At 61.8% G+C, this 21392-nt stretch carries 22 protein-coding genes; 13 read left to right on the forward strand and 9 right to left on the reverse strand.

Annotation, left to right across the window (positions count from 1 at the left end):
• Positions 1-2: 2 nt before the first annotated feature.
• The 4 genes from OSA81_07460 (at position 3) to OSA81_07475 (ending at position 2784) form a co-directional block, all read left to right on the forward strand.
• The gene (locus tag OSA81_07460; GenBank protein ID MDE0898837.1) at positions 3-884 is read left to right on the forward strand and encodes a COX15/CtaA family protein; all 882 of its coding nucleotides are present in this window, start codon (positions 3-5) and stop codon (positions 882-884) included.
• A complete protein-coding gene (locus OSA81_07465; protein MDE0898838.1) occupies positions 881-1318 on the forward strand; it encodes a DUF420 domain-containing protein in 438 nt (145 codons plus the stop codon). Before OSA81_07460 ends, OSA81_07465 begins: the two co-directional genes overlap by 4 nt.
• A complete protein-coding gene (locus tag OSA81_07470; GenBank protein MDE0898839.1) occupies positions 1315-2247 on the forward strand; it encodes an EamA family transporter in 933 nt (310 codons plus the stop codon). Before OSA81_07465 ends, OSA81_07470 begins: the two co-directional genes overlap by 4 nt.
• Before the next feature lie 75 nt (positions 2248-2322).
• On the forward strand, positions 2323-2784 hold the full coding sequence (locus tag OSA81_07475) for a CoA-binding protein (GenBank protein MDE0898840.1): 462 nt from the start codon (positions 2323-2325) through the stop codon (positions 2782-2784).
• Between the two features lie 7 nt (positions 2785-2791).
• On the opposite strand, the gene bcp is transcribed toward OSA81_07475, so the two are convergent.
• A complete protein-coding gene (bcp, locus tag OSA81_07480) occupies positions 2792-3250 on the reverse strand; it encodes a thioredoxin-dependent thiol peroxidase (protein ID MDE0898841.1) in 459 nt (152 codons plus the stop codon).
• Positions 3247-3951, reverse strand: a complete 705-nt coding sequence (locus tag OSA81_07485; protein ID MDE0898842.1) for a hypothetical protein — start codon at positions 3949-3951, stop codon at positions 3247-3249. Before OSA81_07485 ends, bcp begins: the two co-directional genes overlap by 4 nt.
• A gap of 299 nt (positions 3952-4250) precedes the next feature.
• Here OSA81_07485 and OSA81_07490 point away from each other — a divergent pair, with 299 nt between their 5' ends.
• From OSA81_07490 to OSA81_07500, 3 genes are all read left to right on the forward strand, one after another.
• The gene (locus OSA81_07490) at positions 4251-5378 is read left to right on the forward strand and encodes a thiamine pyrophosphate-dependent dehydrogenase E1 component subunit alpha (protein ID MDE0898843.1); all 1128 of its coding nucleotides are present in this window, start codon (positions 4251-4253) and stop codon (positions 5376-5378) included.
• A gap of 164 nt (positions 5379-5542) precedes the next feature.
• A complete protein-coding gene (locus OSA81_07495; GenBank protein MDE0898844.1) occupies positions 5543-6148 on the forward strand; it encodes a sigma-70 family RNA polymerase sigma factor in 606 nt (201 codons plus the stop codon).
• Positions 6149-6232: 84 nt separating this feature from the next.
• Positions 6233-6895 (forward strand): hypothetical protein, encoded by a 663-nt coding sequence (locus tag OSA81_07500; GenBank protein ID MDE0898845.1) that lies wholly within the window; start codon positions 6233-6235, stop codon positions 6893-6895.
• Here the strand turns inward: OSA81_07500 and OSA81_07505 are convergent.
• On the reverse strand, positions 6892-7389 hold the full coding sequence (locus tag OSA81_07505) for a hypothetical protein (protein MDE0898846.1): 498 nt from the start codon (positions 7387-7389) through the stop codon (positions 6892-6894). The two genes, OSA81_07500 and OSA81_07505, sit on opposite strands and share 4 nt — an antisense overlap.
• A gap of 130 nt (positions 7390-7519) precedes the next feature.
• On the opposite strand from OSA81_07505, the gene OSA81_07510 reads away from it, so the two are divergent.
• Both OSA81_07510 and OSA81_07515 read left to right on the forward strand, forming a co-directional pair.
• Positions 7520-7798: a hypothetical protein gene (locus OSA81_07510; GenBank protein MDE0898847.1), complete on the forward strand. Its 279-nt coding sequence runs from the start codon at positions 7520-7522 to the stop codon at positions 7796-7798.
• Between the two features lie 90 nt (positions 7799-7888).
• Positions 7889-9253 (forward strand): dipeptidase, encoded by a 1365-nt coding sequence (locus tag OSA81_07515; protein ID MDE0898848.1) that lies wholly within the window; start codon positions 7889-7891, stop codon positions 9251-9253.
• 385 nt (positions 9254-9638) lie between these two features.
• Here the strand turns inward: OSA81_07515 and OSA81_07520 are convergent, their stop codons facing one another.
• Positions 9639-9827: a hypothetical protein gene (locus OSA81_07520; GenBank protein ID MDE0898849.1), complete on the reverse strand. Its 189-nt coding sequence runs from the start codon at positions 9825-9827 to the stop codon at positions 9639-9641.
• Positions 9820-10035 (reverse strand): hypothetical protein, encoded by a 216-nt coding sequence (locus tag OSA81_07525; protein ID MDE0898850.1) that lies wholly within the window; start codon positions 10033-10035, stop codon positions 9820-9822. The genes OSA81_07520 and OSA81_07525 overlap by 8 nt, the downstream gene beginning before the upstream one ends.
• Before the next feature lie 45 nt (positions 10036-10080).
• Between OSA81_07525 and OSA81_07530 the strand changes: the two genes are divergently transcribed.
• On the forward strand, positions 10081-12105 hold the full coding sequence (locus tag OSA81_07530; protein MDE0898851.1) for a hydantoinase/oxoprolinase family protein: 2025 nt from the start codon (positions 10081-10083) through the stop codon (positions 12103-12105).
• A 58-nt stretch (positions 12106-12163) separates the two neighbouring features.
• A complete protein-coding gene (locus OSA81_07535; GenBank protein ID MDE0898852.1) occupies positions 12164-14470 on the forward strand; it encodes a DUF2723 domain-containing protein in 2307 nt (768 codons plus the stop codon).
• A gap of 56 nt (positions 14471-14526) precedes the next feature.
• Here OSA81_07535 and OSA81_07540 read toward each other — a convergent pair whose 3' ends face one another.
• Positions 14527-15495 carry an ornithine cyclodeaminase family protein gene (locus OSA81_07540; GenBank protein MDE0898853.1) on the reverse strand — a complete coding sequence of 323 codons (969 nt, stop codon included), beginning with the start codon at positions 15493-15495 and terminating at the stop codon, positions 14527-14529.
• A gap of 83 nt (positions 15496-15578) precedes the next feature.
• Between OSA81_07540 and OSA81_07545 the strand changes: the two genes are divergently transcribed.
• Together OSA81_07545 and OSA81_07550 are read left to right on the forward strand one after the other, a co-directional pair.
• Positions 15579-16778 (forward strand): FAD-dependent oxidoreductase, encoded by a 1200-nt coding sequence (locus OSA81_07545; GenBank protein MDE0898854.1) that lies wholly within the window; start codon positions 15579-15581, stop codon positions 16776-16778.
• The gene (locus OSA81_07550; GenBank protein MDE0898855.1) at positions 16778-17158 is read left to right on the forward strand and encodes a Rid family hydrolase; all 381 of its coding nucleotides are present in this window, start codon (positions 16778-16780) and stop codon (positions 17156-17158) included. The genes OSA81_07545 and OSA81_07550 overlap by 1 nt, the downstream gene beginning before the upstream one ends.
• Positions 17159-17185: 27 nt before the next feature.
• Here OSA81_07550 and OSA81_07555 read toward each other — a convergent pair whose 3' ends face one another.
• The 3 genes from OSA81_07555 to OSA81_07565 all read right to left on the reverse strand — a co-directional run bounded on the left by OSA81_07555 (position 17186) and on the right by OSA81_07565 (position 21367).
• Positions 17186-17395: a hypothetical protein gene (locus tag OSA81_07555; protein ID MDE0898856.1), complete on the reverse strand. Its 210-nt coding sequence runs from the start codon at positions 17393-17395 to the stop codon at positions 17186-17188.
• A 247-nt stretch (positions 17396-17642) separates the two neighbouring features.
• Entirely contained in the window at positions 17643-20153 is a 2511-nt protein-coding gene (locus OSA81_07560; GenBank protein MDE0898857.1) for a hypothetical protein, read from the reverse strand.
• Positions 20150-21367, reverse strand: a complete 1218-nt coding sequence (locus OSA81_07565; protein MDE0898858.1) for a hypothetical protein — start codon at positions 21365-21367, stop codon at positions 20150-20152. Before OSA81_07565 ends, OSA81_07560 begins: the two co-directional genes overlap by 4 nt.
• Between the last annotated feature and the right edge of the window lie 25 nt (positions 21368-21392).

Below are 21392 nucleotides of genomic sequence, written 5' to 3' on the forward strand. Positions count from 1 at the left end.
CCATGCTGCATCCGAGAGCGTTCAAGGTCACCGTAGTCTGGACTCTCGCGCTTCTCTTCCTCGGTAGTGTCGTTCACGCGACCGAGTCGAGCCTGGCGTGCCCGGACTGGCCAACCTGTTTTGGCACCATGGTCCCCGAGATGTCCGGTGGCGTCTTCTGGGAGCACCTGCACCGGCTGGTGGCAGGCGGCCTGGTCCTCATGTTCGTCCTCGCGACATGGCTCGTGCGGCGAGAGGTTACCGACCGACCGTGGATGTTCAAAGCATGCCTCGCGGGCATCGCCTTGCTCCTCGTCCAGTCGGTGGTCGGCGGACTGACCGTGATTTACCAGCTCCCGGACATGGTCTCAACGACCCACTTGTCGCTCGCGTTCCTCTTCCTGTCCCTCGCGACGTTCCTGGCCGCCTCGACGCACCAGCGCGCGCCCGAGGAGACGATCGAGATATCGACCTCGGTCGCCGCCAGTCTACGCCTGTGGGCGGCAGTTGGGGCCGGATTTATTTTCCTCCAGTCGGCCCTCGGAGCACTTGTCCGACACACCGACGGTGGCATATCCTGCCCCGATTTTCCTCTTTGCCTAGGACAGGTCATTCCTCCGCTCATCAATGTGCAGATCACGTCACACTTTTTTCACCGGGTATTCGCGCTGCTCGCGACTCTGCTCGTCATCGGAATCGCCCTCTGGGTTATGCGCCAAGAGGTCCCTGGAATCTTCCGACGGCTAGCGTGGTCTGCTGTCGCACTGGTCGTGGCTCAAGTCGCTCTCGGTGTCGCTTCGGTACTGACGATCCTGGCCGTACCGTCGGTGACACTCCACACGCTGGTCGCTGCTACTCTGCTTGCGAACCTCGTGACACTCTCCACGATCGCGGGGCGCGCATGAACGTGACCGAGGCCGGCGACATGCTGGCCCTCATCAACGCATCACTGAACGCAACGAGTGCCATCGCGCTCATGACCGGCTTCATCTTCATTCGGAAGAAGGTGGTCGACCGTCACCGGAAGGCCATGCTGACGGCCGTGGGCGCCTCCGGGATTTTTCTCGTCTTCTATGTGACTCGGGTCATCCTCACGGGGACTCACGAGTTCGCAGGGGAAGGCCTGGCTCGGATCGTATACCTCAGCGTGCTCTTCTCGCACGTGACTCTGGCGATCGTCGTCTTTCCCTTCGTACTTCGTGTGCTCTACCTCGTGAGGCAGAAGCGCTTCGAGGACCACAAGCGATTGGCCCGCTTCGTCTTCCCGGTGTGGGCGTATGTCTCGGCGACTGGCCTGATCGTGTACATCCTGCTTTATCAGGTCTACGGGTACGTGTGACCTCCGGTCCCAATCGCCTCCGTGGATATGCAGAGGCCGTAGCAGCCGCGTCGCTCTGGGGTTCGTCCGGAGTCTTCGCGGTCAATCTCTTCCGGATGGGGCTCCCACCGGAAAGCCTCGCGCTTCTTCGGCCTGTGGTGGGAAGTCTGATCCTTCTCGCAGCGGTAGTCCTGCACAAGCCAGCTGCCCTGCGCATCGACCTGCAGGGACTCGCGATCCTCATGCTCGGGGGAGGATTCGCCGTAGGCGTCTTCCAGATTGCCTACCAGTTCTCAACCGATGCAGTCGGTGTGCCATCAACCGTCGCAATGCTCTATCTCGCGCCCGCCGTCGTCGCAGCCTCTTCCGGACCACTGCTCGGTGAGTGGCCGGACCGCACTCGCCTCATTCTTCTCGTAGTTACGCTACTCGGAGTCTGGCTCTCCGTATTCGGAGCCAAGGAAGTTCCCGGCCTTTTCGACTCGAGCGGCTTCACTTGGGGGATCCTAGCTGGGGTGAGCTATGGGGCCTACACGCTCTTCGGACGATTCGCGGCCCCCCGCTACGGGTCACTCCCCACCGTCGTCTACAGCACTCTGGGTTCGTGCCTATTTCTGGTCCTGGTCGTTCCAGCAACGACGGGCCCCATCGTCCTCCCCAACTCCGGTCCCGCCTGGGCTCTGCTCTTCACGTTCAGCTTTCTGACCATGGCTGTGGCTCACTTCCTCTTCTTCGATTCGCTTGCCCACATCGACGCAGGCCAAGCCTCGATCGCAACGGCCATCGAGCCTGTTATAGCTGCGGTTCTCGCGACCGTCCTGCTCTCTCAAGGCCTTAGTCCGGTCGGATGGCTCGGCATCACGCTGGTCGTCGGTGGCGTCGTGGGGGTGGGCCTGACATCGGGTGTCGCGTCAGACGCGACCGGAGGCGTAGGCAGGAATACTCCGTAAAACTGAGGCGACCCCAAGCTCCGCAGATCTTGCAGCTGTTGCGATATCCACCATTGGGCGGATAAGCTCGCCACCGTGGACTCGCTCAATGAAATTCGCCGCGTCCTCCGGGAATCATCCGATCCGGACAATCCGACGGCGGAACGGCTCGCAGAACTATTACGCGATGTGCAGCATGTCGCAGTTGTTGGCCTGTCGAGACACTTGGAAAAGCCGGCGCGACGGATCCCATCATACCTGGCCGCGAAAGGCCTCGACATGATACCCGTGAATCCACACGCGAAGCGCCTTCTCGGCCGCGAGTGTTACCCATCGCTTGGTGAGGTTCCTGAGACCGTCGACCTGGTCCTGGTCTTCCGACCGTCCGAGGTCGCCGGTGAGTTCGTCAATGCTGCGCTGGCTCGGCCGGACAAGCCAGCCATCTGGCTTCAGACTGGGCTACGGTCCGACGACGCGGCGGGGGAAGCTCGCGACACTGGGCGCACGGTTATACAGGACCTCTGCATTTTCAGAGTGTACCGAGCGTTGATCGCCTAGAGTCGGTTCAGGCCCCTAGCAGCTCCGCCAGCATTGCGACGTGTCCTTGGGCCTTCACACCACGCCATACATGCTCGAGCCGACCCTCTTCGTCGATCAGGAAAGTCCCTCGCTCGATGCCCAGAAGAGGTGATCCATCCACCATGCGCTCGCCCCACACGCCATACTGATCGGAGACGACTCCGCCTACGTCGGCAAGCAATGGAAAGGTCAAGACGAATTTCGCTCGAAACGCGTCGTGAGAATCGACATGGTCCGCTGACACACCTAGGACCAATGTATTGACCGCGTCGAAGCGAGACAGACTGTCTCTGAAGTCGCAGGCCTGAATTGTACACCCAGGCGTGTCGTCCTTCGGATAGAAATAGAGGACGACCTTCCGGCCACGCAGCGACGAAAGCGTGATCGACTCACCGCCATCACGGTCGAGTGTGAAGTCAGGCGCAACGTCTCCCTGCTGAATCATGCATCCATCCCATCGAGGTTCAATTCGTCATCGTCTGCGACTTCCTGCAAATCGACCGTGATCGCCGCGCTCACGATCTCACCCTCCCATCTGCACAGATCATGGCCTCGGCCCTGACAGAGCGAGTGGGTCATCTTCGCAGTACCGCCAAACGTCTGCTCAAGGATCTGCTCTCCGAAGCCCAACAACAGGTGGCACGCATCACCACCGGGATCTGCTTCGACGAACAGGAGTGTGCGTCCTTCGATTACGAAGGGTCCCCGCCCAAAGCCACCGACGTGACGGCCGAACAACTTCTTGAGCGCCCGACGAGCGTGCCTGCGAGCCAGGCGGTACTGCACACTCTGTGGCAATATTCTTGCTATGCGTGCGGGCCGTTCGGCCTCGGCGAGCAATCTTCCGACGCGGTGGAAAACCTGAGCCCCGTCCGGCCGCCGAATTACAAACCGAAACAACCCCCTCACGTCCTCGTCGGTAAGCCGCACCCGTTTGCGAACATCTTCCCTATGCGTGCGGATCTGGCGGTCGACGACATCGCTCAGGCCAAAACGCCTGGGCATGGTCCTCGTCGTATCCTCTTCTTCGAGGAACTCGGGGGGCAGGTCCATGTCACGCATGACCTCGAGCAGTCTGAGAGCGACGACGGCCTGGATCCGGCGAGATCGAGGAGGTGAAGCTAGAGCGGGCGCGGCGTCCGTCAACGGACCTCGACGAGTCGATGGGACTGGAAAAGTACAATCTCAAAAAAGTTGCACGGATGAGCAACGCGTAGCGATTCAGTCAATTTCAAAACCGTACCGAATTGAGAGTGACACTCCTCGCGGCCGACCGTACATAGAGGCTTCGACTCCGGCTAACGTGAGCGGGGGAGTGTGAAGGTAATCTCGTTGGCCCACGCTCGGGGGGCTGCTTCTTCCTGACATCGAGACCTTTCATCTCCCCCGTTTCTTATGTCCCCACCTCAGTACCGGGGCCAAGGCGCTTCTCCTAACTTTCTTCCATGAAGCGATACCCCGCGTTCGATCCCCCGGAATACCTCCACTGGACCGCAGATCCGAAGCTCATCGAGGCTTTCGGGGCTACGCTCGATGCTGATCCGCAGCGCGCTGAAATCATTGCAGCGCTGACAGAGGACGACCTCCTCGCGATCTACCGGGACCTGCTGCGCACCCGCCTGCACGACATCGGGTTGAAGCGTTGGGTGCGCACTGGCGTCATCTCGAAGGCATGGCTCGGCACCGGCGAAGAGGCGGTGACGGTCGGAAACGTCAGTGCCCTCAATCCGGACCGTGACGTCGTCTCTCCGATGATCCGCAACGCGGCCGCACTTCATATGATGGGTATGCCGCTCTCCGACATGTTCCGTGGCTACCTCGCGACATCGGATTCTCCGAGTGCGGGTCGAGATCTCCACATCGGCGATCTAGAAGCGGGCATCGTCCAGCCGATCAGTCACATGGGCACCAGCGTCACGATCGTCGCCGGAATCGCCATGTCATTCCGGGCGCGGCAGGAAGACCGGGTCGCGATCACGTGGGTGGGAGATGGCGCGACCAAGTGCGCGGCCGCGCATGAGGGGATCAACCTCGCCGCGGTGCAGGACCTCCCTGTCATCTTCGTGATCCAAAACAACCAGGTTGCCCTCGGGACGAGGGCCACAGCTCACGGGGCCGGAGATCTTCACGCATGGCCCGCCATGTACGGCATCGACGGTATGATCTGCGACGGCAACAACGTCCTTGACGTCTATGCGGCGACGCGGATCGCTGCTGACAAGTGCCGTGCGGGAAATGGCCCCGCCATGATCGTTGCAGACACGTTCCGGATGGGAGGGCATGCCACGCACGATGAGCGTGAAGCCCGCGAAGCATTCGACGAGGAGTTGTTTGCCGCCTGGGGACAGCGGGATCCTGTCGGCCTTTTCGAGGCCTGGTTAGGGGCGCGGGATGTCGAACCGTCAGTCCTCGAAGAGATCGAGAATGAAGTGACGATCGAAATGGACCAAGCGGCCGATGAGGCACTCGAATCCAAAGACCGGATCCCACCACCTGAACAAGCTTTGTACTCAGGATTCTCCGAAGGAAGCACGCTCGTAGGCCTCGAGGGACGTCCGATTCAGATCGGTTAAGGAATGGCCCAAATCGTGCGATTTCTCGCGCATAAGTCGCGACACCACGACTTGAACGGCATGGCTATTTCGGACATCTTATAGGTTAAGCATTCCTACGATTTGACCCGTGGCTGGCTCCGCCCTTTGGGATATGACCCATGGTCAACACCAATCCAGATAACGTGAGCCAGATTTTAGCTGAACGTCCCCTCGACGACCTCACCGACGAAGAGCTCGTAACGGCCCATCTCGATGGCCGCCCAGGCGCGTTTCAGCGCCTGTATGACCGATATCGGGATCGCCTGATTCATTTCATCACCCGCAAGACAGGCGATGCGGATCGGGCACAGGATCTCGTGCAGGAGGCGTTCATTCGCGTGACGCGACACCTCCACAGGTTCGACACCACCAAGAAGTTCTCCACGTGGGTCTACACCATCGCTGGCAACCTCTCGAAGAATGAGCTCCGGAATCGTTCGCGGAGTCCGCTTGTGCTATTCCAGCGCCTGACCGGGAACTGGGACGACGATCACCGGCCGATTCAGTTCGAGGATTTCTCGATGCGTCCGGATGACCTCTATCGGAAGCGCTACCTGCGTCGCCTGGTTGAGGACACGGTCCAGACCCTGCCCGAGCATCATCGACTCGTTTTCCGGCTGCGTGAGCTCGAAGGGAAGAGCTACGAGGAGATCTCCAAGATTACCGGCGTGAACCTCGGGACGGTCAAGAGTCGCCTCCACAGGGCTCGAAACTCCTTCGCCCAGCGCATCGAACCCCATTTGAACTGAAGCACCCACCCCACTCGTTTCCTGGAGTGAGGTACGATTCTGCTTCGGCGGTCATACGCCGCTAATCGCTCGGAGGTTGGGCCGATGTTCGAAGACCTGCGCGATGCCTTCAAGGAGGCGCTCGACAACTTCAACAAGGAGTTGAGCCGCGATAACGTGTCCGGCACAGCCGATCAGATGTTCGCCGGCATGAAAGGCGAGCTTGCGAGCGAGAAGGCCCAAGTCTCCGGCCTCGAAGATCAAATCACGAAGACGATGGAGCACATCGAGCGCCTGTCGGACGAGGTTGCGACCGCTCGCCGCCGGGAAGAGATGGCTCGGGAGATCGATGACAACGAAACCGTGAAGCTTGCGGCGGAATTTGCCACGAAGGCTGAAGGGTATATCACCGTCCTGCAGAAGAAGCGCACAGCGTTGGAAGAGGAACTGGTCTTCCGTGTCCGGACTGTCGAAGAGATGTGTGCGCAGTTCAATGCGGCACGCGAGAAGCGCGACAGCCTGACCGCGACGCCTGGACGCACGGATGCCCGTGAGAGCATCTCAGCCGCAAATGACCTGTTCTCTCAGTTCGACCGAATGGCAGAAGCGATCGGAGGAACCAAGGCAGAAGCTGAGGCGGCTCAGGCGTTTGACGAACTCGACCAGCCGTCCGAGTTCCGCGTGGACATCAATGACACGCCTGTCCCAAGGGAGCTGGACGTCGACGCAGCGCTCGAGGAACTCAAGCGTCGGATGGGCGAAGACTAGTCGCCTTCGAGCACTTCGCTGGCCAGTTCTCGCAGGAAGAGTAGACCCGCGCATTCCCCTGCGAGGAAGATGATGTCCTCTCTCGTGGTCGAGGGAAGCGTCGTCGTTCGAGTGGTCCCGCCGTCCACATAGAGCGTCCAGATTCGTCCATCGTCGGCCCCGAGAAACAGAACCAGTCCATCGGCCTCCAGGTCGACGAGAGACGGCCCATCCTCCGGCCCAAAACGCGGGAGGCGAGCGGTGTCAACCTCCGTCCGAGCCGGATCGGCAGCGAGGTCTAGTGCCACGAACGCGGCGGTCGCCCCCGGGTCCTTGATCGAGGACCACAGGATCAGGCCCCGCTCCGCCTGTGAAAGATGGATGATTCTCCAGAGTGGGAGCGCGAAACCCGATCGCTCACCGTCGGCTCCCCAGAGTGCCATCGACCCTCGTGACAGATCGCTTGCGGGTTCCCGCTTGATGTAGCGGGTCAGGTCGATGATTTCGTCAGCCATCACAGAATGAACAAGGACCGACCGGGCCAGTCAAACACCCCACTTGGTCTGGCTCTCCCCAAAATGTTCGGGTAACTTCGTGTGGCGTGATCTTGCGCCTTGGAACGACCCACACACCTCAGTATCCGCTATGCAGAACTGGATCGGCATCGCCATCTGGATCATTATGGGCTCCTCGATCGGCCTCGTGATGAGAGCCGTCATCAGCCGCCCGGAGGAACAACCCGGACATGCTCAGATCATTGCCGTTCTCGGTGCATTTGCCGCCGTCATTGGTGGCATGCTTGGCGTGGGGATCTTCCACCTGTACGATCCGCTCGCGCTGAGCAGCGGCGGAATGGCTGGAGCGGTGCTTTTCGCGCTCCTGATGACGTTCATCTACCGCTGGGGCCTGCGGACGCTCATCTGAGTCCAAGTCGGGTCCATGGATCCGACGACGCAGCACCGCCCTCGCGTATGACCAGCGGACCTTGGTCCGCGCAACCGCTGACGGGCACTCATGTCGGATGCACTTCGCTTCATTGACGACAACCTTGGGCGCTTTCGGTCCGAGCTATACGACTTCCTCCGCATCCCATCGATCTCGGCGAAGTCCGAGCACGACGGGGACACGCGCGCGACTGCGGAGTGGTTCCACGACAAGTTGATCGCAGCGGGCCTGACGTCGGAGATCATCGACACACCCGGGCATCCAATCGTTCTCGGCGAGTGGCGAGGAGCCGGCCCTGATGCACCCACCGTGCTGATCTACGGTCACTACGACGTGCAGCCACCCGAGCCGCTCGAGTTGTGGACATCCCCGCCCTTCGAGCCGACCGAGCGTGATGGTCGGATTTACGCCCGCGGATCGGCAGACGACAAAGGGCAGCTCTACATGCACGTGAAGGCGCTCGAGGCCCATCTCGCCACGGGCTCGGAGCTTCCGATCAACATCGTCGTCCTCGCAGAAGGGGAAGAGGAGATCGGGTCCCCCAACCTCGTGCCGTTCGTCGAAGTGAACGCTGACCGACTCGCGTGCGATGTGGTCCTGATCTCCGACACCGGGATGTACGCGGAAGGTCGGCCTTCAGTTGGCTTCTCTCTTCGCGGCCTCGCCTACTTCGAAATTCATGTGCACGGCGCGAACAGCGACTTACACTCGGGTGAATACGGCGGAGCCGTGGCGAATCCAGGCAACGCGATCTCCGCGATCATCGCTTCGCTGCACGACGCAGATGGCAGGGTCGCCATCCCGGGTTTCTACGATGCCGTCCTCGACTGGGACGCGGAAACGCGCGCCCGAATCGGCTCGCTTCCGCACTCTGACGACGAATATGCGAAGAGCCTCGAGGTGGCGGAGCTAACCGGCGAGTCAGGGTACGGAACGCTGGAACGACTTTGGATCCGCCCCACGTGCGACGTTTGCGGGATCCTTTGCGGCTATACGGGCGAGGGCGCAAAAACGGTGCTCCCGAATCACGCGATGGCCAAAGTGAGCTTCCGCCTGGTGCCCGATCAAAATCCAGAGAAGGTCAAACAGCTTCTCGAGGCGCACGTGCGTTCCGTGACACCGATCGGCGTTTCGGTCGAGATCGTCGAATTGCACGGCGGGAGGCCCTGGAAAGCGAGTGTGTCGGGAAGGGCCTTCGAGGCAGCAGGTGCCGCCCTTGAGGAGGCCTTCGGGACCAAGCCAGTACCGATGGGAGGCGGTGGATCGATCCCGATCGTGGTGGAATTCGAAGAGAAGCTCGAAGCCACGGCACTTCTGGTCGGCTTCTCCCTCCCGGGCTGCAACCTGCACGCCCCTGACGAGTGGCTGCCGATCGACAACTACGAGAAGGGAATCGGTGCGCTGGCCCTGCTCTATGAAAAGCTGGGCGAGTGATCCAAACTTTTCGGGCCATGGAGATCACCCCGCGAGGGTCGTAACCGCCAAATTCCTACTGCACGGTACCTTAACCGCACGTTTCACGAATCGCGTACCAGGCGCCCGGATTCGTTTGCGGCTTAGGTCTAGTCGATGCTGTGCAGGCGCCTCACCACGCCCCAGGAAGTCGGCATTAAGTAGCTCAGCCTAGGATGACGTAGCGCAGACCTGGATGGACTTCGCGAAGATGGAATTGTTGAAGGGAAGCCGGGACCCCAGGGCCCCCATCGAACGGCCCCTGGAGAGCGGAACTGCTGAAATCGAGATCCGCGCCTGGCTCTGAGGCCAGAGACAACGGAGGTGCTGCTGCGGGCGACTCAAATCAATCGATCACCGCCTGGATTCATTCGACAGGAATCTGATACGCTCCCCGAAACTCGTCCGCGGCCACGGCGACATCAACGGACGCCATCGCCATCGGCTGACCCTTCACGTTATCGGTTGTGAGCACCACATGGCTGAACACGAAGAGAGCATCCCGCAGTTGCTCAATCTGGCGCACAACGTTGCAGCCAAAAAAGTCTCTAGGCATCCCCATGATCACTTCCGAGAAAGGAGTGACGGGCCCATTCTTCGGCGCCCACAACGGATTCTAGGAGGAATCCGAAGGGCGGTTCCGCTAGCTTCGCGTACATCGTAACAGCCGTATCGACATCGAATAGAAACTCCCGCCAGACCGGCACGAGGATCGCACCCTCGGCCATGGCGGAAAATCGATCGAAGGAAGGAAAGAGCCGCATGAGGGGAGCACCTATTTTCGAGTCGTCACCGAAGGAGGGCAACCGATGAGCGCCGGTATGTCCGGCGGACCGGAACGGGCGTCAACGCCGCTACTCGCGGTCGACACGGGTGGCACTTTTACCGACCTCGTTTTGCTCGAGTCAGGAAATATTCGAACACTCAAGGTCCCGAGTACTCCACACGATCCCTCGCAGGCGGTGCTCGACGGCATCAGAGAGATTCTGGGAGAATCGGCGACATTCGACCTTCTGCACGGCTCGACCGTCGCGACTAATGCCCTGCTCGAACGTCGTGGCGTACGTGTCATGCTGGTTACCAACGAGGGCTTCGAGGACGTGATCGAGATCGGTCGCCAAGACCGTCCCCAGCTGTACGCTCTGGTCGGCCATCGCCTCCCTCCCCTCGTATCGCGCGAGGATCGCATCGGTGTCCCAGGACGCGTCGGCCCCCATGGTGAAGAGATCGCCCCTCTGGATACGGCCCGGCTCATGGGCCTGGCAGCAGAAGCGACCGAACGTGGCGCAGAGGCTGTCGCGATTTCACTGCTCCATTCGTACGCGAATCCATCGCACGAACGCGCAGTAGCGGAAGCCCTAAAAGCTGGACTTAGCGACGATTCGATTCCGATCTCGGTGTCGAGCGAGATCGTGCCGGAATTTCGAGAATACGAACGCACATCGACCACCGTTATCAACGCGTACGTCGCCCCTCTCATGGACCGATACCTGGGCCGCCTCGCTGATGAGGCGGGCGCGAGGCGTGTCACGATCATGGGGTCAAACGGCGGCGCCCTGCCGATCGATCGAGCTCGGCGCGAGCCAGTGCATACGGTGCTCTCAGGACCTGCCGGCGGCGTTGTCGGCGCTCTGTCGTGGGCGAAGCGGGCAGGCCACGACTCCATCATCTCCTTCGATATGGGCGGTACCTCGACCGACGTCTCCCTGTGTCCCGGACGGCCCCTTCGCACGCGCGAGTTTTCGATCGCGGACCAACCGGCCGCGATCCCGGTACTCGACATTCATACGGTGGGCGCAGGTGGCGGGTCGATCGCCCGTGTGGACGCGGGCGGCGCACTCCGGGTCGGACCCAGGAGTGCAGGAGCGCAGCCCGGACCGATCTGCTATGGGAACGGCGGCACCGCGGTCACCGTCACCGATGCTCACGTCTGGCTTGGCCGGCTGCCCGCTGCGGCCTTTCTAGGCGGCGATCGCACTCTGGATCGAGAAGCGGTGGAGGGACCACTGCGCGAGATCGCGGAGGCGCTCAACAAGAGCCTCGATGAGGCTGCAGAAGGAGTGCTCGCCGTCGCTGACACCGCCATGGAGCGCGCGCTTCGAGTCATATCGGTCGAGCGTGGATATGATCCGGTCGACTTCGCGGTCGTCGCATTCGGGGGCGCTGGCGGACTTCACGTAGCTGAGCTCACTGACCGAGTGGGTGCCTCCAAGGCCCTGATCCCCCCGGACCCAGGCCTCCTGTCCGCGTACGGAATGCTGGCTTCACCCGTGACGCGTGAGGTCTCTCGCACGGTGCTGCTGGACACCAACGAACCCGATCTGGACGCCCGACTCTCGACGGTACTCGACGAACTTGAGAGCGGCGCCCGTGCCGCAATGGAAAAAGAGGGGCTCGCGGCCTCCATACTCGTCTCGGAACGTTGGATCGACGCCAGGTACCAGGGGCAGAGCTTTGAACTCGGAGTACCTGAGGCCGGCTGGAGAGAGGCCTTCCACACGGCCCATGAGGAGCGATACGGATACCGACGAGACGAGGCACCTCTAGAAGCAGTCACTCTTCGCGTCACTGTGACCGGTCCCGAGCCGGAGCTCGGTCAATCACCGATCGAGCCAACCGACGGCCCTCCACCTATCTCTAGCGTCAAGGTCGTATTCGGGGGCACCGAACATGAGGCGACGAGCGTCTGGCGCACCGACCTGAGAAACGGTCACACTCTCGATGGCCCTCTCATTGTCCAAGAGTACTCCGGTACGACTTGGGTCCCACCGGAGTGGCAGCTCCAGGTCGACCGCTGGGGCACTCTTCACATGACACAGGCGACCAACACCTGACTGGTTATCTTCGAGGCTTAGTACAGCCCTGTGGGCACCTCATGCGATCCAAGCACGTATGACCTCTTCTGACGAAAAGCTGTCGCCTGCGAGCGACGACGACTTCCAGCCGCCCTACCAGGCGGCTGCCATCGCCGGGGGCATGGTGTTCGGGCTCTACGCGCTCACCCTGTCTCCAACGACCGCGTTCTGGGACACGAGCGAATACATCGCTACGGGCGAGATCATGGGCATTCCCCATCCTCCGGGGAATCCTCTCTTCGTCGTGCTTGCACGGGCCTGGTCCATTCTTCTGACTCCGCTCGGCCTCACGGCTGCGGTGAAGATCAATCTGTTCAGCGCCCTGATGAGTGCGTCCGCGCATGGGCTCTGGTTCCTGGTCGTCCACCACGTACTGCGCTTCTTCTCGGAAGACCGATTCTTCCGTCTGGCCGGTGCGTCTGCGGCAGTGCTAGTCAGCTCGACAGCCTACACCGTCTGGAATCAGTCGAACGTGAACGAGAAGGTGTATACGGTCTCGCTTCTCACCATCGCGCTCCTTTCCTGGCTGGCAGTCCGGTGGCAGGAGAACCTCGGGAAGGGGAAGGACGACAACCTTTTGATTCTCATGGCGTTCGTTCTCGCCTTGAGCGTTGGAAACCACTTGATGGCCTTTCTCGCGGCGCCCGCCATCGGCCTCTTCATTCTGTATGTGCACCCCCAGTCCTTGCTGAACTGGCGGCTCTACGTCGCAGGAATCGGGGCGGCCATGCTCGGGCTCACCATCCATCTCTTCCTGCCGATTCGTGCGGGACTGAGTCCGGTCATCAACGAAGCCGCGCCAACGTGCCCGGATATCGGATCGGCGATCGGTGCTGTGGTCACGTACGGGAAAGCCGGGTGCGTCGCGCTCGCTGAGGCGATCAGCCGCGATCAGTACTCGAAGCCACCGCTGGTGCCTCGACAGGCTGCCCTGTCGTCACAGTTCGTGAACTACCTGCAGTATTTCGACTGGCAGTGGGCCCGGTCACTGGCGGGAGACGATACGGTATTTCCACGTATCCGACTCCCATTCACGATGCTCTTCACCGGCTTCGGCGTCTGGGGGGCTATTGAGCACGCCCGGCGCGACAAGGCCAGTTTCATCTACCTCGCGACACTCTTCGGGACGCTGTCAGTCGCGCTGCTCTACTACATGAACTTCAAGTACGGCTACTCGCTACAGGCGCCGGTAGCCGACCGTGCTCTCCATGAGGTACGTGAGCGTGACTACTTCTTCATCGTCAGCTTCTCGGTGTGGGGTCTCTGGGCGGGCATGGGCATCGCGACGCTGTGGCAGGAAGCGGCTCGCGAAATAGGGAGCACCCTCAAGAAGGTCAGTCCAATTCTACTCATGGCGTGCATCCCGCTTGTGTTCAACTGGGGATGGGCCTCGCGGAACGACGACTACTCAGCGCGCGACTGGGCATATAACCTGCTGATGAGTGTTGAACCGTACTCGGTGCTCTTCACCAACGGCGACAATGACACTTTCCCGCTCTGGTATCTGCAGGAGGTGGAGGGTATCCGCCGCGATGTCACGGTGGTGGTCACGTCGTACCTGAACACTGCGTGGTACACGAAGCAGCTTCGCGACCTCACCACGCCCTGCGAGGTGGGTGTCGACCCGTCCGACGACTGGACCGTGATCCAGTGTCAGCGCCCGTACACGTTCGAGAATACAGACGCTGCCTACGTGACCGACGCCGGTCAGGCGAACGGGAAGACGTCGATCGTAGTCGCGCAGATCATGACGCCGACCAAGTCGATCATCCCGCTCGACGATCAGCAGATCGAGGAAGCGGCGGCGGCGTATTCGCGAATTGATCAGGCCGTCACCCTCCAGATCGGTCAAGTGCAAGCCCGGCTTCCCGGCGATCAGTACCTGGCTCCGTGGCAGCGATTCGCGCTCACGCTCATGGTCGAGTCCATCGACGATCGCCCGATCTACTTCGCTTCCAGCGGAAACGCAGCAATCTCCCTGGGCGTGCAGCCTTATCTGGTCAGGCAGGGCCTCGCTTTCCGTATGAACGACGGTGCGCTGACCGACAGCATGGAGGCAGCCACGGCGCTTGAGCCGTCACCGTACAGCAGCGTGACCGGCAACTGGCTGGACGAAGCAAGGACCAAGATCCTTATGGAGGAGGTCTTCGTGCACCGCGGCGGAATCCCACATGAATGGGATCATTGGCCGGATATTGCGACGCTTGGTATTCCCAACTACTACTCATGGGTCTACACGGCACTCATGCAGGGTGCCAATCAGTCCGCCAACATCGAAGCCGCAGAGCAGTACCGGATCGAGGCAGAAGCGTGGCTGCAGCTAGGAACACCGGCGGGCAGTTGATCGCTGTCCGTTGGATTGATCGAGCGATCCAGATCCACTAATCGCGTGATCGCGCTCTAGAGGTCGACCAGCACGCCAAGCCCCTCCCGCTCGGCTGCATGAAGCACTCTGGACGCGACTGCTACGTCCTGAACAGCATTTCCCACCGACTTGAAAAACGTGATCTCGTCCGGTGATGTGCGCCCCGCGACAAGACCCAGCACGACCTCCCCGATCTCGCCCGCCATTACGGATTCATCGACGTCTCCATCACGGATCGGACCCACGATGTCGCCAGCCTCGTCCATGATGGCCTCTCGTTGATCGACGATGACCCGGGCACGCTGAATCAGAGCCGTGTCCACCTCTCGCATCTCGGTGGTGAACGAACCCACTCCCGTCACATGCGTGCCTGGCTCTATGCTGGTTCCGTCGAACACCGGCACAACACTGCTCGTGGCCGCGATCACAATGTCCGCTCCCCGCACTGCCTCGTCAGGGTCAGTCACCTGAATCGCAGCAACGCCCTCGAGCTCAGCGACCAGCGTCGCGGCGCTCGACCCACTTGGCGACACGATCCTCACCTCCGATATCTCCCGCACGCATCGGACCGCCTGCAGCTGCGTGCGCGCCTGCACCCCGGCTCCGAACAACGCAACCGTCGAGGACTCCGGGCGAGAGAGCAAATCGGCCGCTAGGCCGCCGACTGCTCCGGTGCGCAGCGCGGTAAGCCAGGTCCCATCCATGACCGCTGTGGTTTGTCCTGTCACCGGATCAATCGCAAGCACAACGGCGTGAATCACCGGCAGCCCCTCCGCGGCATTTCCGGGATTCACAGACACGACCTTCGCGCCGGCAACTCCGGTATCCTTCAAGTGGGCGGGCATGAAAAGTGTGACGCCATGCTCGGACTCGAGCGGCAGTCGGACAGGGACTGTGGCGCCTCCCTCGGACAGCGTTGCGAATGCCTGGCGCATCGCCTCGATGGCCACCGGCATGTCGATAGCAGCGCGGACATCAGCACCGGACAGGATCCTGATTTGCATGAGACTCGTGTCGCTTACAGAGTAACGGAGGCGGCGCATCGCGCCGCGCACAACCTACTCCACCAGGGCCCCGATTGGACACATTGAGGCGACATCAGCCAACGGCCCTCGTCGTAGGAGCCGGAGCCTTCGGTGTAGTTTCCGCCCTCGAGCTCGCACACCGTGGATTCGCGGTCACGATTCTTGACCGAGGGCCTACGCCACATCCCGAGGCATCGTCCACGGACATCAGCAAGATGCTGCGAATGGACTACGGCTCCGACGTGTTCTATCACGAACTTGCCGAAGCAGCTCTCGACATCTGGGATGAGTGGAATAGAGCTTGGTCTCGACCTCTCTACCACGAAGAAGGCTTCCTGGTGCTGGCCCCCGGACAGATGCGAGCCGGCGGCTTCGAGTACGAGAGCCATCGTGTTCTCACGGAGCGCGGATACAAGCCACAGCGAGTGGACAGCGCTTATATGGCACGCCATCACCCGGAATGGTCTTCTGACCGATACCCTGATGGCTACATGAGTCCTCGCGGAGGCTGGGCAGAGAGCGGGGCCGTAGTCGCCGACCTCCTCGAGCAGTGTGTGGACAGCGGCGTGCAAACGATGACCGGCACGTTCGTTCGACTCCTTAGCCACGGGTCCCGCGTGAGTGGTGCTCTCGTTCGTACCGGTCACAGCGAGCAAACCATCAAGGCCGATTCGGTCGTCCTGTGCGCTGGTGCCTGGACGCCCTCTCTAGCACCATGGCTATCCGAGGTGATGAAGGCCGTCGCCCAGCCGGTGGTTCACTTCGCCGTCAATCGAACCGAGTCGTTTGGTGGCTCCGCCTTCCCGCCCTTTTCCGCCGACATCTCGGGAAGCGGCTGGTACGGCTTTCCTGTTCTCGCCGACGGCCGATTCAAGCTCGGGCACCACAGTGATGGTCTTGTAGTCGACCCATCCCAGCGCGGCACGGTCGGGCCGGGCCACATCGAGAAAGCCCGCGACTTTCTGAGAGAGTCGATTCCATCGATCGCCGAAGCTCCCGTCATCGACTCCAGAATCTGCCTATACTGCGACAGCATCGACGGTGACCTCCTGCTCGATCGAGATCCGGAAAGAGAGGGACTGGTCGTGGCCGCCGGTGGTAGCGGCCACGGTTTCAAATTCACACCGATGATCGGGAAGATCGTCGCGGATGCGGTCGAGGGTCGCGCCAATCGATGGCAGCCGCGATTTTGTTGGCGTACAGGCGGTAGCGCCGCGGCGGAAGAAGCTCGCCACAGACAACCTAAGGACCAGAAAGGCTGATGAAAATCGTTTCCACTCCCGACGGCCCCACGCCGGCCGGGCACTACAGTCAGGCCGTTGTTTACGGAGGGGTCGTCTACGTCGCCGGAATGTTCGGCAAGGACCCGGCCACCCCAGACACCCCCCTGGGTGGTGCAGGCGAGCAGACCCGCACTGCCCTCCGTAACGTGTCGACGGTACTCGAGGCAGCTGGCTCAAGCCTCACATCTATCATCCGGATGACGGTGTACGTCTCGGACATCGACTATTGGGGTGAGGTCAACGAGGCATATGCAGAGGTCATGGGCGATCACAAACCCGCTCGAGCGATCGTAGCGGTGAAGAACTTCCCTGACCCATACATAGTTGAGATTGTCGCGACGGCAGCGCTCGGCGGATAAATCTCGCGACGGCGGTACTTGCCTTCGTTAAATCGCAAGACACGAGGCCGTCATGTTGTCGAGGAAGAGCCTGTCGCGTGAGGAGAGCGACTTCATGCCGTAAACATCGACGACATCGAGGACCCGGCCGACCTCGTCCGCGTTCAGGGGATGCAATACGCCGGTGTTGATGTCGCCCCAGCTCCCTCGGTCTTCCTGATTTCGCACACCAGTCGGCGAATGGTGCGGGTTCGGCACTTCAGCGCATCGGTGCGCCTCGATTCGACGTTTCCGCCAACTCCCGTGCCACAACTAGGCACCGCCGCCGCTCGTCACCAGAACGGCTATAGCAGATACGAGATAGTTCATCATCAGAAAAAGCTTCGACATCGTCCAACGTAGAGGGGGGGGCCTGACCACGCCTTCCACATCTCTTACGACGAATAGTGAGACGGAAACGTTACAGGTTCGGACCCCTGCCCGACTCGTGCACTGAGCACGAGTCTCAACCTGCCCGATGCCCCCTTGTTTTCAAGGGCTCTTGACCGACAGAAGACATCAAAGTCACTCGACCAGGACCGGCCGGAGCGGGGCGCAACATAGGTCCTGACAGCGAACCCTCCTCGCGGACCTCGAGCACATAGTCGAACAGCTCTGGCCGGGCCTCGACCACGTCACCGCGGCTGAACAGGACGATTCGCGGCACCTCCTGAAGCAGGTCCTTGGTAAGGAGCAGCGTCCGCAGGCGAGCCTCCTGATCCAGACGATCGAAGGGCTGCTCAATCGGAATGGAGGCCACGATCCGTCCTCGCGCCGCGACCAGTGAAGCAGCAGCGAGACGGATGGCGACTCGACCCGCAGCGAGGTCCTCTTCAGACAGTGGCGTCAGCACTCCGACACTCCCCTGCAGATGAACGGTGTCGTCATCCCAGGTCATCGCCAGAATGCGCGCACCGGAGATCCGCGACACGAATCTCGAAGCACGGTCCAGTAGCATATCTGTGGCGCGTGCACGGCGCGCAAACCGTACCCTGAGGAGGGCAGAGACCACATCTCCGGCAGCGCCTTCCGGTAACGATATCGGCCGGTCCGTGCGCGAACCCTCCAGCTCCCGCAGTCGAGCTCGCAGGAGCTCAACACGTTCCGACCCTGCTTCGAGCGCCGCATGAAGGGTGAGTGACCGACGCTCAAGCTCCTGGAGGTGAACCGGCTTGGGCTCGAGCTGCTCCCAGCGACTCTTCCACCAGCTTCCGTCCTGTACGACAGACTCCCATTCGTCGCGTAGCTCATCAAGCACCTCATCGTAGTGTGACTCGAGGACACGGCCACACATCGGGCAGGGAGCCTCACTTCCCATCGATTCCATTCGACGAATTCTCGCCCGCAATTCTCGGGCGCGATCCCGATATGCGAACAACGTCGTCTCTGCGTCCTGCCGCTCTCGATGCCAGTCCATGGTGGCGACCTCGAGGTCGCCATCGCTCTCAGTTACGTCTGCCCGGGTGGACATCAGTTCCTGTCCAGCATTTCTGAACTCCGCAGCGACTACATCGGGATCGATCCGTACGGCACCGCGTGCGGGCCGGGCGGCGATGGTCGGGTCGGGTGTCGGTTCCGGCGCATGAGCGCCTAGTGCCTCGAGCGCCGCGTCGATCAGCCCGAGCCCTCGACTCTCGGCCACGGCATCAATTGCCCGACGAAGCGCGCCATCGAGCGTCTCCGCTTCGACGCCAGACCACCATCTCCGGATCGCTCCGTCAGGTCCTGTCCTCCCGGCCTTCAGGTACAGGTCTGTTACGGCACGACGAGAGCGCCCCCCGCCCCCGAGAATCGCAGTCAGTCCTAGGGGAATCGACGTGCTCAAGCGACCAGCCCCAGGAAGCGTTCCGTCCAGGGCGTCTATCTGGCCGTGTGCGGTCTCTTCGTGTCCCTCGCTCAAGTCGGGGATCACCTGAGCCACGAGCCGAGCAGCCTCGGCATTGTCCGTGCCGTCCCGCGTCAGTTCGGCGAGGACCACGTCCCGAACCAGGGCTGGGGCATCGACAGGCCGCCAAGCCTCCGAAGGCACGTTGATATCCTTGCCCGCCTCGATCGCCAGATGAAGAGCCTCACCGCGAAAGGCCCGAAGAGGCTCCCCCTGGAGAGCGAGCAAGTCGGATGGGGCTGCGCCCTGCAGTCTAATCCGGACGATCTTGTTCGCGATCCCACCGGGGACTTCGGTGAGTACCTCGTGCACCTTTCGCCGAACGCGATCGGGGTCAGCGGTCACGATCTTAACCGGCGCTAGGGCTACGACGGGGCGTCCGGGAATCGCGTGGAAACTCACCTTGCCGGTCGCGAGATCTACGGTGAGGAAGCCCTTCTCGTCGGCCGCCTCGTCCCACGGATCGAGCGCGACTCGTTCGAGAGACCCCGGATATCTCACCCGATCGCTGAGCTTGGTGTGTCGATGCTCTCCACCCAGTGCGACGTAGTCCCACTCGGCGGGATCAACCAGAACCCCGCCATCGGAGCCTCGACCCGCCTCTGCGTGCATGATCAGAACATTCCACTTCATTCTCGGATCGGGATCCGGGATCGCCGGCTGATGACGCCGAACAGCGCGGTACGGAACCAGGCAGGCGTGCAGGCCGAGACGTTCGATTGATACCGATCGAGTCAGGCCGGTCGCCGCCTCGACATTCTGGAACGTATCGAGGACCGCGAGCGCCCCTGGCTCACCACCCCGCCGCGACGTGTCCCGCGGCCCGGCCACCATGAACACCGTCGTCTCGGGTAGAGAGACACGCAGCGTTTCCAGCCCCCGAGCCAAGGCGACCACCGCGCTGGCAGGTGGGTCCGGTCGATCGAACACATCGCCAGCCACCACGACGGCCCCTGGCTTGAGTCGCACAACTTCTTGCACGGCCCGCTCGAACGCTGCGGCTACGTCTCGTTCCCGCATGTCCGCGCCACGCTCGACCCTTCCGTGTGCCCGGAAGCCAAGGTGGAGGTCGGACAGATGCGCGATGATCATCCGATGGGCCCTCCAGCTGATAGTCTCCGAAATTCGTCGAAAGCTTCCGGCCATTCGCCGTCATCGCCTCGGCATAACAGGACAACCTCGGTTTCGTCACGCCCGGCATCAGATCGCTCATACTGTACGTGGTCCCATCCATCGGGTATTTCGGGCGCTCCTGGCTCTGGGCGGCGAGGGCCCCAGACCAAGAGCCCACCCGGGTTCAATCCTGTCTTCAGGCGAGTCACGCTCGCCTTCGAGAGAGCCCCCACCCCGCCGATGGGCGCCAGTGCGGCACGATCGAACACTACGATGTCAAACTCGGGCTCTAGCGATTCGATCAGATCATCGAGATTGCCCGCGTAGACCGAGAGCCGGTCGCCCCGCTCGATGGCCAGCCCGGTGCCGAAGTGATCTCGCCCCAACTCGACGACCGCTCCGGTGCGCTCTAGGGCATCCACACTGGCGAGCGGGTGCTCGCTTACAATCGCCTGGGGCGCGGACGAGGCACCTCCTCCGATGAAGACGATACGGATCGAAACATCGAGATCAGGTAGTAACTGGCGTGTAACAACAACATCCCAGGGTAGCCGGCGCGTTGGCTCGAAAGGCATGACGCGCCTGATGTGCATGTCCTCCCGAAGCTCCAGCGCCGCGAGGTCATCAGCGGGTCGGCGGCGGACGATAACGGACACACTCCCCGAGCGAGCCGGCCGCCGGGCGAGCTCCTCGACGTCAGTTCTCGAAGCGAGCACAGTCCCAAAGATCATGCCACCGAGAGAGAGCATGACGAGGCACGCTACGAGCAGGTATGCCGGCACCGGCGCACGCGGGAGGAGGAATCCCGTAAGGACAAAGCCAAAGGCGGCGCCCACTGCAGCCGCTGAGCCGGGGCCCGTCAGACGTCGACCCAGATCGGTCCTCGCCGCAACCGCCAGTCCGCCAAGCACATTCCCGGCCGAGTAGAGCGGGAGTGCAGCGAGTACCGCAAGTCCGGCGCCCCGCACCCACCGGGCCTCACCCAGCACCTCGATGCCCCACAGTGTCCCAAAGACCGCGGCGGCGAGATACGCGAGCATGCAAAGCAGCCACCGGCGCCGCAGGCGCTCGACCAGGTCATGATCGCCTCGCGGGGCGCTCCACATGCCACCGGCGAACGCAGTAGCCTCGACCGCAAGAATCGTGGTGAGCGAGCGCACCAGCCCCACGCCATCGTACAAAAGAATTGCCATTGCTACCTCAGCGGCAACCGCCGCA

This window comes from Longimicrobiales bacterium (genome assembly GCA_028823235.1).
GTDB lineage: Bacteria > Gemmatimonadota > Gemmatimonadetes > Longimicrobiales > Gaopeijiaceae > UBA2589.

Bases quoted from the DNA above. Each gene is read 5' to 3' on its own strand.
- OSA81_07530 (MDE0898851.1), top strand. From the start codon at position 10,081: ATGAGCGCCGGTATGTCCGGCGGACCGGAACGGGCGTCAACGCCGCTA.
- OSA81_07525 (MDE0898850.1), bottom strand. From the start codon at position 10,035: ATGCGGCTCTTTCCTTCCTTCGATCGATTTTCCGCCATGGCCGAGGGT.
- OSA81_07515 (MDE0898848.1), top strand. From the start codon at position 7,889: ATGTCGGATGCACTTCGCTTCATTGACGACAACCTTGGGCGCTTTCGG.
- OSA81_07560 (MDE0898857.1), bottom strand. From the start codon at position 20,153: ATGATCATCGCGCATCTGTCCGACCTCCACCTTGGCTTCCGGGCACAC.
- OSA81_07490 (MDE0898843.1), top strand. From the start codon at position 4,251: ATGAAGCGATACCCCGCGTTCGATCCCCCGGAATACCTCCACTGGACC.
- OSA81_07505 (MDE0898846.1), bottom strand. From the start codon at position 7,389: ATGGCTGACGAAATCATCGACCTGACCCGCTACATCAAGCGGGAACCC.
- OSA81_07520 (MDE0898849.1), bottom strand. From the start codon at position 9,827: ATGCCTAGAGACTTTTTTGGCTGCAACGTTGTGCGCCAGATTGAGCAA.
- OSA81_07510 (MDE0898847.1), top strand. From the start codon at position 7,520: ATGCAGAACTGGATCGGCATCGCCATCTGGATCATTATGGGCTCCTCG.
- OSA81_07535 (MDE0898852.1), top strand. From the start codon at position 12,164: ATGACCTCTTCTGACGAAAAGCTGTCGCCTGCGAGCGACGACGACTTC.
- OSA81_07565 (MDE0898858.1), bottom strand. From the start codon at position 21,367: ATGGCAATTCTTTTGTACGATGGCGTGGGGCTGGTGCGCTCGCTCACC.
- OSA81_07550 (MDE0898855.1), top strand. From the start codon at position 16,778: ATGAAAATCGTTTCCACTCCCGACGGCCCCACGCCGGCCGGGCACTAC.
- OSA81_07460 (MDE0898837.1), top strand. From the start codon at position 3: ATGCTGCATCCGAGAGCGTTCAAGGTCACCGTAGTCTGGACTCTCGCG.
- OSA81_07540 (MDE0898853.1), bottom strand. From the start codon at position 15,495: ATGCAAATCAGGATCCTGTCCGGTGCTGATGTCCGCGCTGCTATCGAC.
- OSA81_07500 (MDE0898845.1), top strand. From the start codon at position 6,233: ATGTTCGAAGACCTGCGCGATGCCTTCAAGGAGGCGCTCGACAACTTC.
- bcp (MDE0898841.1), bottom strand. From the start codon at position 3,250: ATGATTCAGCAGGGAGACGTTGCGCCTGACTTCACACTCGACCGTGAT.
- OSA81_07465 (MDE0898838.1), top strand. From the start codon at position 881: ATGAACGTGACCGAGGCCGGCGACATGCTGGCCCTCATCAACGCATCA.